We start from the raw sequence: 13,816 nt of genomic DNA on the forward strand, positions 1-13,816 counted from the left end.
CCGTTCAGAGTGCGTTTATAGCTATTTCAAAATGATAAATCAGTAGGTTTTTCGTAAGGCTGAAGGTGTTTTATAAAAAAAGCAGTAAACTAGAAAGGATTTTTATTCACCAAGAGAGAGGATAGCGGGTGGCAAAAGAAACATACGATCACGATTCTATTACCGTTCTTGAAGGACTTGAGCCGGTTCGTAAGCGCCCTGGCATGTATATCGGTACTACTTCCTCAGCAGGCCTTCACCATTTGGTTTGGGAGATTGTTGATAACTCAGTCGATGAGGCTCTTGCCGGGTTTTGTACAAAAATCAAAGTAACCGTGCACGCCGATAACTCCGTTTCAGTTGAAGATAATGGTCGCGGCATTCCCGTTGATATGCACCCAAAGAAAAAAATGCCAACGCTTGAGGTTGTTCTTACCATCTTGCATGCAGGCGGAAAGTTTGATAACAGCGCGTATAAAGTTTCAGGAGGTCTGCACGGCGTAGGTGTTTCTGTCGTCAACGCGCTTTCAAAACGCATGGTTGCTGAAGTTAAGCGCGATGGCAAGATTTATCAAATGGAGTTTAAGCGCGGTAAAACTACTCAAAAGATGAAAGAGATAGGCAAAACGAAGACATGCGGAACTACCATTACCTTCTGGCCTGACGATACCATCTTTGAGACAACGACGTATAACTTTGATACGCTGCGTGACCGCCTGCAAGAAACCGCGTTTCTCAATAAAAACCTCAAAATCACCCTTATTGATGAGCGTGAGCTTACTCCTCGTGTCGTCGAGTATCAGTATGCCGGCGGTATTATTGACTTCGTTAAGTACCTCAATGACGAGAAAACCGTCCTGCCCGGTCTTTCTAAGCCAATCTACATCGAAGGTTCTACCGAGCCCGATACGCCCGTTGCGAAAATGGGTGAAGTTGAAGTTGCTATGCAGTGGAACACCGAGTTTAATGACCGTACTCTCTCGTTTGCCAACGACATTTATACCGAGGAAGGCGGCATGCATCTTGAGGGATTCCGTACGGCACTCACCAAGGCAATCAACGACTATGGGACGCGCCAAGGAATCATAAAAGAGAAAGATCCCAAGTTGACCGGTGATGATATTCGCGAAGGACTGACGGCGGTTATCTCGGTCAAACTTCCTGATCCGCAATTTGAGGGTCAAACCAAGGCAAAGCTTGGCAGCTCCTATATGCGTACGCTCACCAATAAGATCGTATCGCACGGCCTTGCGGAATATCTTGAAGAGCATCCCAATCAAGCGAAAGAAATTCTCAAAAAGGCAACTCAAGCGGCGAAGGGGCGCCTTGCTGCTCGTAAAGCTCGCGAAGCGACACGGCGCAAAGGTCTGCTTGAATCGGCGTCGCTTCCAGGAAAGCTTGCAGACTGCTCGGTAAAAGATCCTGAAATGACGGAACTTTTTATTGTCGAGGGAGATTCCGCAGGCGGATCCGCTAAGATGGCGCGTGACCGTTCCATTCAAGCGGTGCTTCCTCTGCGCGGAAAGATTCTAAACGTTGAACGCGTCCAAGCTCACCGTGCTCTTTCTTCCGATACCATTACCTCACTTATTACCGCGATTGGTACGGGCGTAGGTGAGGAGTTCAGTCTTGAGAAAGCTCGCTATCATAAGATTGTCATCATGACCGATGCTGATGTTGACGGCTCACACATCCGTATTCTGCTTCTGACGTTCTTCTATCGGTACATGAAGCCTATGATCGACGCCGGCTATATCTATGTGGCGCAACCCCCGCTCTATCAAATCAAGGCTAAAGGCAAAAAGCACGGTAAATACATCTATACCGATGAGGAGCTTGCTGTCGAGGCAAAGCAGTTTGAGGATAGTTCAAAATATACCGTGCAGCGCTATAAAGGCCTGGGAGAAATGGATCCGGAGCAGCTCTGGTCAACTACGATGGAGCCAAAAAACCGCATTCTCTTAAAAGTTACCATTGATGACGCCATGGCCGCTGACCGCGCGGTCGCCGATCTTATGGGCAATCAGGTGGAGAAGCGCAAGGACTTCATTCAAACCCACGCAAAAGACGTCCGCTTCCTCGACATTTAGTCCTTCTCGCTGCTAATAGGGAACGCGAAAGATACGTTGAGGTTCATGAAAGGGTAGATAGTGGCAGACGATACACATACGCATGATGATTTTCTGGACAATGAAGAGGATAGAGACCTCGACGCCCAGAACGAGTTCGAAGATGAATATGACGAGCATGGCGACAATGACGATGAGTTTGACGCTTCCGGCGAGGATGAGTTTGACGCTGAGACCGGCGTAAGTCTTGCCGGCGCTACGGTGTCGCATACTATTACGGACGAAGCAGGCACGCGCCTTGATCTGTCCGACATTCATGGCGGCACGCTTAAGCCGACCGATATGGCTGACGAAATGCGTACATCGTTTTTGGAATATTCGATGTCCGTTATCGTGGCGCGCGCCCTTCCTGACGTGCGCGACGGGCTGAAGCCGGTGCACCGCCGTATTCTCTATGCTATGAACGAGGCGGGCATCACGCCTAACAAGCCGCACAAAAAATCCGCCTGGGCTGTCGGTGAAGTCATGGGTAAATATCACCCGCATGGTGACTCCGCCATTTACGACTCAATGGTCCGCATGTCACAGGACTTCTCGATGCGCCTACCGCTCATCGATGGTCACGGTAACTTCGGCTCCATCGATGGCGATCCTCCTGCGGCTATGCGTTATACCGAGGCTCGCCTGACCCGCTCTGCTATGGAGATGCTGGCCGATCTCAATAAAAACACCGTGGATATGCAGCCAAACTACGATGAGGCTCTGACAGAACCTGTCGTTCTTCCGGCTCGTTTCCCAAACCTTTTGGTAAACGGCTCATCAGGCATCGCCGTTGGTATGGCCACCAACATTCCTCCTCACAATCTAGGTGAGGTTACCGACGCCGTCTGCATGATGATTGACAACCCCGATGTCACCACCGAAGAGCTCATGAGCGTTCTTCCCGGCCCCGACTTTCCAACGGGCGGCATCATCATGGGCACCGACGGTATCAAAGACGCCTATGAAACTGGCCGCGGTTCCATTACCGTGCGTTCAAAGGTTCACGTTGAGCAGGTTAAAAACGGTCGCCAGCGGTTGGTGGTCACGGAGATTCCCTATCAGGTCAACAAAGGCCTTCTTCAGGAGAAAATCGCGCAAGCGGTCAACGAAAAGAAGATCGAAGGCATTTCCGATATGCGCGATGAGTCCAACCGCAAGGGAATGCGCATTGTCATCGACCTTAAGCAGGGAGCCATTCCTCAGGTTGTTCTCAACAACCTCTACAAGCGCACGCAGCTTCAGGCCAACTTCGGCATTATTGATTTGGCGCTGGTCGATGGTGTTCCTCGCACGCTTTCGCTACGAGAGATTCTTCGGTGCTACATCGACCACCAGATTGATGTAGTGCGCCGGCGCATCGAGTTTGATCTGGACAAAGCGCTCAAGCGTGTTCACATCTTGGAAGGCCTGCTGACCGCTGTCGATAATATCGATGAGATTGTCCACATCATTCGAAGCTCCCAAGATGACGCCGAGGCGAAAAAGCGCATGCATGAGCGCTTTGACCTTGATGACATTCAAGGTGAGGCCATTCTTCAGATGCGTCTGCGTCGCCTCACCGGTCTTGCACGCCAAGATCTTGTTGATGAGATTTCTCAGCTGCGTGAGGACATTGCCTACTATGAGGATCTTCTTGCCCATGAGGAAAAGATCTTAGCGGTTATCGCTGATGAGCTTCGAGACATTTCCAATCGCTTCTCCAATAAGCGCCGCACCGCGATTTCCGCGCAGGGCGTACAGAATCTGGATGTTGAAGACCTTATTGCCGAAGAAGATATGGTGGTTACGGTTACCCACGCCGGCTATGTGAAGCGTTTGCCGGTGGCAACTTATCGCTCTCAAAAGCGTGGCGGCAAGGGTGTTCAGGGACTTTCGCTCAAAGACAATGATTTTGTCGAGGATCTCTTTGTCGCTTCTACCCATGACTACGTCATGTTCTTTACTAACTTCGGCAAGGTGTACCGCCTGAAGGTTCACGAGCTGCCAATCGGGTCCCGTACCGCGCGCGGCAGTGCTATCGTCAATGTGCTTCCGCTGGCGGAAGGAGAAAAAGTTGCAGCCGTTATCACGACCCGCGATTTCCCGGCTGACAACTATCTGATGTTCGCCACTAAGCAGGGCATGGTTAAAAAGACCGCTATGTCTGAGTATGATCGTACGCGCCGCGACGGTATTATCGCCATTAACCTCAAGCAGGGCGATGAGCTCGTCAATGTCCGCCGTGTCCATCCGGGTGACAAGGTTATCCTGTGCTCCTCCGATGGTAAGGCGATCCTCTTTGATGAGTCTCAGGCTCGTGCTATGGGCCGTGGCACCTCGGGCGTGCGCGGTATTACCCTCAAAGGCGAAGCGACGATGCTCGGCATGGAGATTACTAACGGCAACGGCGACCTCTTTGTCATTACCGAGAAGGGCTACGGCAAGCGCACGGCCGTTTCCGAATATCCTGAGCACAAGCGCGGCGGCCAGGGTGTCTTTACCATTTCCATGACGGCGAAGAAGGGCAAGCTGGTTGCCTGTCGTGTGGTTGGCCCGCAGCATGAGATTATGATTATGTCGGAAGAGGGCGTAGTTATCCGTGTCAAGGCGGTAGACATCTCTAAGCTCGGTCGCTCCACGCAGGGAGTCAAAGTCATGAACATCGGCGTCGACGATCATGTTTCCGCTATCGCGCGCATGATTGTCCATAAGAAGAAGGCGCCGAAGCACGGTGCGGGTCAAGGCATGCTTGATTTGGCAGCGGCTGGTGCGAAAGACGCTGACGAAACTGAAACTATTGACCTTGGCGACGGCGAAGACGAGTTCGATGACGCTCTGATTGACGAGGACGAAGAGTAGCGAGGAAGAAGACGGTGCGTTCGTTGTTCGTAAAGCGAGCGCAGGCGTTTTTGTGACAGTGAGGGAACGCGAAGTTCTTCTCGGCCATAAGCTCCAACAAGGCATCCGAAGGCATATCTTCGGGTGCCTTTTGCTATCGCGAGACAGCAGAAGTGAAGGCAAAGGATAGGGAAGGTAAAAGGTAGGGAAAAGAATCCTGCACCTACGAGAGGGTGAGATCTCTACGAGAAATCCTCGGGATTAAGGCTCTCGACAAACTCATGGAAATCGGCTATCTCTTGCTTTTTGACGTCCTTCTCGACATCGGCGAAATCGGGCGCTGCAGCGGTTTCAAGAACCATTTCATCAGCATAGATGGGAGATCCCGTACGGACGGCAAGGGCAACGGCGTCAGAGGGGCGAGCATCGATATAGTGGTGTTTTCCCTCATCGGAGATGATTTCCAGCTGCGCAAAGAAGGTGGTGCCCGAAACCCCAGTAATCCGCACGCTTTTAAGGTCCGCGTTGAGCGCGTCAAGCAGGGAGCGCATGAGGTCGTGGGTGAGAGGGCGGCCTTGCGGCGTCTGGTCAACACCAAGGCTGATAGCCATAGCTTCTATGTGGCCAATGCGAATCGGAAGCCTCAAAGAGGATTTATGGAGCGCATCTTGAGGTTCGAGCACAATAATTGACGCGATGGGACCCCCACCGACGACGACTGACTTGATATCCATCTTTCGCAATGACACTGCTGGTACCCCTGTATAAACGTCCTGCGCGTTCTGAGACGAGAAGTGCCTCAAAAGAGTTACTATCATCTCATGTTTGCTGGATAGTTGTACCCATTGTTGGGTATTCTTAAAACAAATCGAAAAAAGTGTTGACCCTGTGAAAGCTGCGTTGTATTATTGCTTCCTGCGTTGGGCCTGTAGCTCAGTTGGTCAGAGCGTCCGGCTGATAACCGGGAGGTCACAAGTTCGAACCTTGTCAGGCCCACCACTTTCTTGACAATAGTCACCCCAGCGATAGCCGAGTCGCCGCTGGGGTGATTATTAAAAGCGCCTGAGGTGTGTTTAGGCGTATCTGTACGGGGAATTAGCTCAGCTGGGAGAGCGCGGGCTTTGCAAGCCTGAGGTCAGGGGTTCGATCCCCCTATTCTCCACCAAACATTCAGGTCAGAGGCGTGCGTCTCTGACCTTTTTACTGTCGAAAAAATTCAAAGCGGATACCGCAAGGCGTTAATATTGTCCGCTTGGCGAAAAGTCGCAACATTTCACAAAAAAGTGAGTAGGATTTTACTAAGAGTACGTTCTTTTCATTGGAGCTGTGGATACCCACAAAAGAGAAAAGAGTTCTTATGACTAACCTTACTCGTCGCGGCTTTTTTGGCATGAGCGCGATTGCGGCCGGCCTAGGTCTTGCAGCGTGCAACAATTCAGACAAAAAAGACGATTCCGACAAGAGCGGTGACTCAAAAGGCGCGGCCGACGTCAACTCTATTGAGACTGTTGGCGCTTCTGAAGAGCTGGTAAAAGCCGCTAAAGAAGAGGGCAAGCTGGTAGTGTATGGCTCCTGTGAAGAGGAGTATATGAATGCCGTGTGCAACAACTTCAAAAAGCTGTATGGCATTGAGGTTCAGGCGCAGCGTCTGTCCACCGGTGAAGTTGCCGCAAAGATTGAGGAAGAAAACGGACATCCGTCTGCTGACGTGTGGTTCGGTGGCACAACTGATCCCTATAATGTGACATCCGCAAAAGGCCTGCTTGAGCAGTATGAGCCAAAGAACGCGTCCCACTTGATTTCTGATAAGTTCAAGAGCACGAATAACGATTGGTATGGCATTTACAAGGGCATCTTGGGTATTATGTACGATAAGAACGAGCTTGAGCGTCTCAAGGTTGATCCTCCGCAGGACTACAAGGACCTCACTGACGCTAAGTATAAGGGTCTTATCTGGTCGTCCAACTACAATACCGCCGGTACTGCGAAGCTGATTATCAATACCGTTATTCAGAAGTATGGTCACGACCAGGGTGTGCAGTATCTTGTTGATCTCGATAAAAACATCGCCCAATATACCAAGAGCGGCTCTGGCCCCTCTAAGGCCATTGGCACTGGCGAGTGCGTTATCGGCATCGGCATGCTCCACGACGGTATCTACCAGATTGTTGACCAGGAGCATGACAACATCGGTCTTCAGATTCCAAGTTCAGGCGCATCCTATGAGGTTGGTGCAACAGCGATCTTCAAGGGAGCGGAGCACGCCAATGCGGCAAAGCTTTGGGTTGAATACGCCCTGTCTCCCGCCTGCGTGAACCTCGCTCAGGAGAACGGTTCCTATCAGTTCCTGGTGATTGATAACGCTCAGCAGCCAAAGATTGCCGAGGAGTACGGTCTGGATCCGAACAACGTTATGGATTACAACTTTGAGGACGCGAAGAAGAATACCGAGCAGTACGTTAAAGATGTAATGACAGCCCTAGGCGGCGGAGACAACCGCTTTAAGACAGAATAATACGTATAAGGTATGGCGACAGTAGAGCATCTGTAGGTTTCTAACGCATGCTGGGTAGACAGATTTCTGTCTACCCGGTTTTGCGTACAGGTTTTGAATAGAACATACAGTGCGATGGAGTTAGGAACCGGTATGGCAAAGACTCAAAGCGCGCGGCTTGAAAGAAAGAAGCTGCTGGGCGACCCGATTTTGGTATCGACCATTGTCGTGCTCATCGCATTTCTCACCCTCTTTATCCTGTATCCCTTGGCCATTCTTTTGGTTGACTCCGTTGTATCGGATAAGGGATTTACATTTGACGTGTTTACGCGCGTATTGGCGATGCCCACATTTATCAACGCCATTACCAATACGCTGAGGGTCGGTTTTGCCGTAGGTATCCTGTCCGCGCTTGTAGGACTCCTTTTCGCCTATGTTGAGGTGTATGTAAAGCTCCGCACACGCGTTATGACGGGGCTGTTCCGTGTGGTGTCCATGCTTCCGGTAGTCTCTCCTCCCTTTGTGCTGTCGCTTTCCATGATTATGATGTTTGGCAAAAAAGGCCTTATCACCCGTGGTCTCTTGGGAATTTTTGACAACAATATCTACGGGTTCTGGGGTATTTTCATCGTACAGGCCATGACCTTTTTCCCCGTGTGTTACATGATGCTCAGAGGACTACTCAAAAACATTGACCCGTCCCTGGAAGAGGCCGCGCGCGATATGGGCGCCAGCCGCTGGAAAGTGTTTACCAGCGTTACGCTGCCGCTTATTTTACCCGGATTAGGTAACGCGTTTCTCGTGTCATTTATCGAGTCGATTGCCGACTTTGCAAACCCCATGATTATCGGCGGTTCGTACGACACTCTGGCAACAACTATCTACCTGCAGATTACCGGCGCCTATGACAAGCAGGGAGCGGCTGCTATGGCAGTTATCCTGCTTTCGATTACCCTGCTCATGTTTGCGGTACAAAAGTTTGTGCTGGAGGCGAAAAGTACCTCGACGCTGTCGGGAAAGGCGACGCGTGCACGTATGCTTATTACCGACAATTCAGTTCGCATTCCACTTTCCATTCTTTGTGCAGCGGTTGCCCTCTTTGTCGTAGGTATGTACCTGTGTGTTCCCTACGGATCATTTGTCCGCTCCTGGGGTTCCAACTATGAGCTTACGACAAAATGGTTTACACAGGTCTTCACTAAGTATCACGGTCTGCAGGCCTTCCACGACTCATTCATGTTGTCACTCATCGCGGCGCCCATCACCGCTCTTCTCTCGATGATTATCTCGTATCTGGTGGTAAAGAGGCGCTTCAGGTTCCGCGGTTTTATCGAGGCCGTTTCTATGCTTGCCATGGCTGTTCCCGGTACGGTTTTGGGTGTCGGCTACATCCGAGGTTTTTCCAGCGGCGTTATGCATACCGGCTTTTTGCAGGGTCTCTACGGTACGGGCATTATTCTAATCATCGTATTTGTAGTGCGCTCGCTTCCTACGGGCACACGCTCGGGCATTTCGGCGCTGCGCCAGATTGACAAGTCCATCGAGGAGTCTGCTTACGATATGGGCGCAGACAGCTTTACCGTGTTCATGACGGTTACCCTGCCACTTATTAAGGATTCGTTCCTTTCAGGCCTTGTTACGGCGTTCGTGCGCTCCATTACGGCAATTTCCGCCGTTATTTTGCTGGTAACCCCGCAGTATCTGCTTATTACCGTTCAAATCAATGAATTTGCGGGCAAAGGATCGTATGGCATGGCGTGCGCCTTTGCGACAATCCTGATTGTTATTACCTACGGTTCGGTTTTGCTGATGAACTGGGCTATAAAGCACTTTGGAACTAGCCGCGCGCTCAAGGAGGAGTAGCTCATGGCAATAGAGAAAAAAGGGATCCGCCTCGAACATCTTTCCAAAATCTACCAAGACCAAAAGACCAGCAAAGACTTCTACGCCGTGCAAGACGCCAATATTACTATCGCTCCCGGCGAGTTTGTAACGCTGCTTGGGCCTTCAGGCTGTGGCAAAACCACTATTTTGCGTATGATTGCCGGTTTTGAGAGCCCCGATGAGGGAAAGATTTTCCTTGGTGACGAGCAAATCGACGAACTGACGCCCAACAAGCGTGATACCGCCATGGTATTTCAGAGCTACGCCCTGCTGCCACACTATAACATTTTTGATAATGTCGCCTATGGACTCAAGCTCCGTAAGATGGATAAGGCTACTATTCGCGAGAAGGTCCTGCACATTCTTGCGCTTGTCGGACTTGAAGGCATGGAAGAGCGCATGACCAACCAGCTTTCCGGCGGTCAGCAGCAGCGCGTCGCCTTGGCTCGCGCCCTTGTCATAGAGCCCAGCGTATTGCTCTTTGACGAGCCGCTCTCCAATCTTGACGCGAAGTTGCGCGTGGATATGCGCAATGAGATTCGCCGGATACAGCAAGAGGCAGGCATCACTGCTATCTACGTGACGCACGACCAGTCCGAGGCAATGGCGCTTTCGGATAACATCATCATTATGAAGAAGGGCGTTGTCGACCAGATTGGCGATCCGCAGACGGTGTACTATCACCCAATCGATGAATTTGTCGCCGACTTTATTGGCGAGTCAAACTTTTTGCACGCGTCGATTACGAAAAAGACCGACGCCGACACGGCTTTGTGTGAGTTTGAGGGCCACAACTTTGAGGTAAGCGGATGCTCCCACCTGAAGGAAGGGGACAGCTGCTGCATCGTTTTGCGGCCCGAGTCAGCAAGGCTTGCCGATGAAGGCGTCTTGACGTGTGATGTGGTGCTTTCCCGCTTTATGGGTCATTACCAAAATTACCAGGTTATGGTTGGCGACACGCTTGTGAAAATTACCGACTTCAACCCCCGCACACATAAGATTTATAACGTGGGAGACCATGCTTACGTCAACTTCACCAGGGATGAAGTGCATGTTTTGTAGTGGAGCGTATAGGAGGAGGCATCGTGCCTAGTCGTGAGCACAAGGTGAACAAGCGCCGAGATGGCGTCTCGCCCGAACTTGACGAGCTCTCTTCTGCGTTGATGGGCGATGCTTTTGACGTGCTCGCCGAAGGTGGGACGCTTAACGTAGTGCTGGCGGTTGAAGACGACAAGGGCATGGTGGCCAGCTATGAGTTTTCTGACGATGGCCCCGAAGAGCTTTTGGAGGAAGCGCGAAAGCGAGTGTTGACTTTGGCGCGGCACGCGGGTGATGTGGAACAAAATCTCGGTATGCCCGTGAGATACGCGCTTGTCTATGAAGGCGCCGTTGCCGATGAACATGGCGCCTACAACGATGCGGTGCTCCTTGAATTTGGCGAGAGGAACTACCGAAGTTATTCAGCGTTTTCGCTGGTGGAAGGTAAGGGAAAAGGGGACGCCTTCACATGGACAGATCCTGCTCCGGCAGGGGAGCTTGAGCCCCTCCTATAAGAATGCGGTGCTGCTATCCACACCGTTGCTTGTACCTACGCCACGCCGCGGTAAGCGCTTCGCCCACGTCCATGCCACGCCGATACCCGCGCCAATTCCGTGTAAATTACTGCGTATCGAAAATAAACTCTGTATTTATCGGCGATTTTGGACTAAAGTACCAAAGCTAACCGTTTAAAAAAGCCGTGCGCGGCGGTACTTCTTGCTACGCGTACGGACAGGGAGAAATGAAGCCTATGCGTCAGGAAAAGATTAGAAATATCGCCATTATCGCCCACGTCGACCACGGCAAGACCACGCTCGTTGACCAAATGCTGAAAGCCACGGACGCGTTCCGTGAAAATCAGCAGGTTCAGGAGCGTATTCTTGACTCAAATGATCAGGAGCGCGAGCGTGGTATCACCATTCTGGCCAAAAATATTTCGATTGAATATGACGGCGTTAAGATTAATGTAATCGACACGCCTGGCCACGCGGATTTTGGCGGCGAAGTCGAGCGTGTGCTTAAAATGGCCGACGGCGCGCTTTTGCTAGTTGACGCAGCTGAGGGCCCTATGCCGCAGACACGCTTTGTTCTGCGCCACGCCATTGATGCAGGTCTTTCTATCATGATGGTGGTGAACAAGATTGATCGCGATGGTGCCCGCCCGGAAGAAGTAGTGAATGACGCCCTCGATTTGATGATGGATCTTGGCGCCACTGATGAGCAGCTTGAGTTTACGATGGAACACGTGGTTTTTGCTTCCGCGGTAAATGGATATGCTCGGCTTAAGCCGGAAGACGACAATGACAACATGCTGCCGCTTTTGGACATGATTGTTGAGGGCTTGCCTGCTCCTGATGTGGACATTGAAGGTCCTTTGGCCATGCAGTGTGTGACCATCGATCACTCAGAGTATGTCGGCAGAATTGGTATTGGGCGCGTGTATTCGGGCACCATCCATACGGGCGATAAGATTCTCGTGGTAAAAAATGACGGATCTCGTGCTATGAGTCAGGTAAAACAGCTCTTTACCTTTGATTATTTGGGACGCAAAGAGACGTCTGAGGTTGCCGCTGGCGATATTGGAGCCGTTGTAGGCATTGAATCGACTGATATTGGCGATGTATATACTGATCCTGAAAATCCCGTTGAGCTTGATCCTATCGAGATTGATCCTCCCACGCTATCCATCATTTTTGAGCCCTCAAGTTCGCCTTTAGTGGGTTGTGAAGGAGACATTGTAGGAGGCCGTCAGCTCAAAGAGCGCTTGATGACCGAAGCGGAAAACAATGTCACCATGCATATCGAGGAGCTTCCCGATAAGACGGGCATTGAGGTTTCCGGCCGCGGTATTTTGCACCTTTCCGTCCTTATGGAGGATATGCGCCGCGAGGGCTTTGAGTTTCAGGTAGGGCGTCCGCGTGTTCTTTTTAAGAAGGACGCTCAAGGACACAAGGTTGAGCCCATTGAGCAGGCCGTTGTCGAGTGCCCCGGTGAGTATTCCGGTAAAGTCATTGAGGTCTTTGGCAACGCGGGCGGCACCATGGTCAGCATGAATACTGGCGCAACGCAGACGCACCTTGAGTTCAAGATTCCTACACGCGGCATTATGGGCCTCAAAACGCGCGTCCTCAATGTAACCCATGGTGACGCTGTTTTCTATCATACTTTCCTGGAGTATGGTCCTTTCGCTGGCGATATTGGCGGCAGGCAAAATGGCGCTATGATATCAATGTCTACCGAGAAGGCCGTTGCCTATGCCTTGGGTACGCTGCAGGAACGCGGACAGCTCTTTGTCGCTCCGGGCACTGAGTGCTATGAGGGAATGCTGGTAGGAGAGCGCTCAAAGCCTGGCGACATGGTAGTCAACATTGCTCGCACCAAAAATTTAGGTAATCAGCGTTCGGCAACGGCGGATATCTCCGTGCAGCTGACGCCTCCACGTACGTTTACGCTGGAAGAGGCGCTGGAATATATTATGGATGACGAGCTGGTTGAGGTTACGCCGCAAAACATCCGCATGCGTAAGCGTATTCTGTCCGATACCGAGCGCCGCAAGTGGGCAGTGCGAAACGGTATGGTCAAGAAATAGAACCAAGTAAGCAAGAAGTGCTTTCAGGCGATTGAGAAACAGCGGCCTTCAGAAGAGCGAGCAAGAGCGGGCGAGAAAAATTCTCAGTCCTCGGGCTTTTCTTGCGTGAGCTTTGAGTTGGGCTTTGCGCGGAACTTGTGGACTCGCTCCATGACATGAGGGGTCAAATCGACGTCGGCGGGGGAAAGCACATCGTAATGAAGTGACCAGCGGCGCAGGCCAACTGTGACAATGACACACAGGACGGCTGCCCACGGTTTTGAGATGTGGGCGTAGGTTACGGCCGCCCAATACGATGTGGAGCCCGCTACAGCGCAAAACGCGTATAGATTGCTGCGCTGAAAAATGCGAGGGATATCGCCCAAAAAGACATCACGCAGCATGCCGCCACCCACGCCGGTGATAGACCCCATCAAGATGATGGACATGGGAAGCAGATGATAGATGAGAGCTTTGTCGGTGCCGACTACGGCAAACAAAGCAACGGAGATGATATCAACCCATTCGAGGGCGCGCGGAAATTTGTCGAGTGGCCGCGGAAAGAAAAAGACAATAAGAGCCGTGAGAACAGCGGCTGGTATGGCATAGGGACTATCGAGCATATAGACGCCGCCATGCTGCATCATTACGTCACGGATGAGCCCTCCACCAAGGCCTCCCAGAAGTCCTAAACCTACGAAACCTACAAGATCTAAGTGACGTTTGCGAGCCACGATAATGCCTGCAAGCGCGCCGACGATAACCGTTGTAAGGTCAAGCCATGAAGGCACGGCTACGGAAATATAATCCATGCCACAGGGCGAGAAGAACGGCGGCATCCTGACCTCCCAAGAACGGACACACATAAGCGCGACACAACCACTACACAAAGGATAGCTAACAAAGGATAGCGAAGTCTGCGGC

The 13,816-nt window shown here is 51.5% G+C and carries 9 protein-coding genes and 2 tRNA genes; 9 read left to right on the forward strand and 2 right to left on the reverse strand.

The features are described from left to right. Window positions 1-128 precede the first annotated feature (128 nt). Together gyrB and gyrA are read left to right on the forward strand one after the other, a co-directional pair. Window positions 129-2,069, forward strand: a complete 1,941-nt coding sequence (gene gyrB / locus HMPREF1527_RS05265; RefSeq protein ID WP_016477667.1) for a DNA topoisomerase (ATP-hydrolyzing) subunit B — start codon at window positions 129-131, stop codon at window positions 2,067-2,069. 60 nt (window positions 2,070-2,129) lie between these two features. Beyond that, the gene (gene gyrA / locus HMPREF1527_RS05270; protein WP_016477668.1) at window positions 2,130-4,928 is read left to right on the forward strand and encodes a DNA gyrase subunit A; all 2,799 of its coding nucleotides are present in this window, start codon (window positions 2,130-2,132) and stop codon (window positions 4,926-4,928) included. Between the two features lie 221 nt (window positions 4,929-5,149). Here the strand turns inward: gyrA and HMPREF1527_RS05275 are convergent, their stop codons facing one another. Further along, entirely contained in the window at window positions 5,150-5,656 is a 507-nt protein-coding gene (locus HMPREF1527_RS05275; RefSeq protein WP_016477669.1) for a bifunctional nuclease family protein, read from the reverse strand. Between the two features lie 173 nt (window positions 5,657-5,829). On the opposite strand from HMPREF1527_RS05275, the gene HMPREF1527_RS05280 reads away from it, so the two are divergent. The 7 genes from HMPREF1527_RS05280 to typA all read left to right on the forward strand — a co-directional run bounded on the left by HMPREF1527_RS05280 (window position 5,830) and on the right by typA (window position 12,913). Then, window positions 5,830-5,906, forward strand: a tRNA-Ile gene (locus HMPREF1527_RS05280). Between the two features lie 90 nt (window positions 5,907-5,996). Beyond that, window positions 5,997-6,072 (forward strand) — tRNA-Ala (locus tag HMPREF1527_RS05285). A 192-nt stretch (window positions 6,073-6,264) separates the two neighbouring features. Beyond that, the gene (locus HMPREF1527_RS05290) at window positions 6,265-7,422 is read left to right on the forward strand and encodes an ABC transporter substrate-binding protein (protein ID WP_016477670.1); all 1,158 of its coding nucleotides are present in this window, start codon (window positions 6,265-6,267) and stop codon (window positions 7,420-7,422) included. Window positions 7,423-7,554: 132 nt separating this feature from the next. Beyond that, window positions 7,555-9,264, forward strand: coding sequence for an iron ABC transporter permease (locus tag HMPREF1527_RS05295; protein ID WP_016477671.1), 1,710 nt, complete (start codon window positions 7,555-7,557; stop codon window positions 9,262-9,264). A 3-nt stretch (window positions 9,265-9,267) separates the two neighbouring features. Then, window positions 9,268-10,347, forward strand: coding sequence for an ABC transporter ATP-binding protein (locus HMPREF1527_RS05300; protein ID WP_016477672.1), 1,080 nt, complete (start codon window positions 9,268-9,270; stop codon window positions 10,345-10,347). 23 nt (window positions 10,348-10,370) lie between these two features. Next, window positions 10,371-10,838, forward strand: a complete 468-nt coding sequence (locus tag HMPREF1527_RS05305; protein ID WP_016477673.1) for a hypothetical protein — start codon at window positions 10,371-10,373, stop codon at window positions 10,836-10,838. Between the two features lie 236 nt (window positions 10,839-11,074). Beyond that, window positions 11,075-12,913 carry a translational GTPase TypA gene (gene typA, locus HMPREF1527_RS05310; protein WP_035434039.1) on the forward strand — a complete coding sequence of 613 codons (1,839 nt, stop codon included), beginning with the start codon at window positions 11,075-11,077 and terminating at the stop codon, window positions 12,911-12,913. 83 nt (window positions 12,914-12,996) lie between these two features. On the opposite strand, the gene HMPREF1527_RS05315 is transcribed toward typA, so the two are convergent. Then, window positions 12,997-13,731: a trimeric intracellular cation channel family protein gene (locus HMPREF1527_RS05315; RefSeq protein WP_016477675.1), complete on the reverse strand. Its 735-nt coding sequence runs from the start codon at window positions 13,729-13,731 to the stop codon at window positions 12,997-12,999. Window positions 13,732-13,816: the final 85 nt, after the last annotated feature.

The sequence above is a fragment of the Atopobium sp. oral taxon 199 str. F0494 genome (genome assembly GCF_000411555.1).
GTDB lineage: Bacteria > Actinomycetota > Coriobacteriia > Coriobacteriales > Atopobiaceae > Lancefieldella.

Bases quoted from the DNA above. Each gene is read 5' to 3' on its own strand.
- HMPREF1527_RS05290 (WP_016477670.1), top strand. From the start codon at position 6,265: ATGACTAACCTTACTCGTCGCGGCTTTTTTGGCATGAGCGCGATTGCG.
- HMPREF1527_RS05295 (WP_016477671.1), top strand. From the start codon at position 7,555: ATGGCAAAGACTCAAAGCGCGCGGCTTGAAAGAAAGAAGCTGCTGGGC.
- HMPREF1527_RS05300 (WP_016477672.1), top strand. From the start codon at position 9,268: ATGGCAATAGAGAAAAAAGGGATCCGCCTCGAACATCTTTCCAAAATC.
- typA (WP_035434039.1), top strand. From the start codon at position 11,075: ATGCGTCAGGAAAAGATTAGAAATATCGCCATTATCGCCCACGTCGAC.
- HMPREF1527_RS05315 (WP_016477675.1), bottom strand. From the start codon at position 13,731: ATGCCGCCGTTCTTCTCGCCCTGTGGCATGGATTATATTTCCGTAGCC.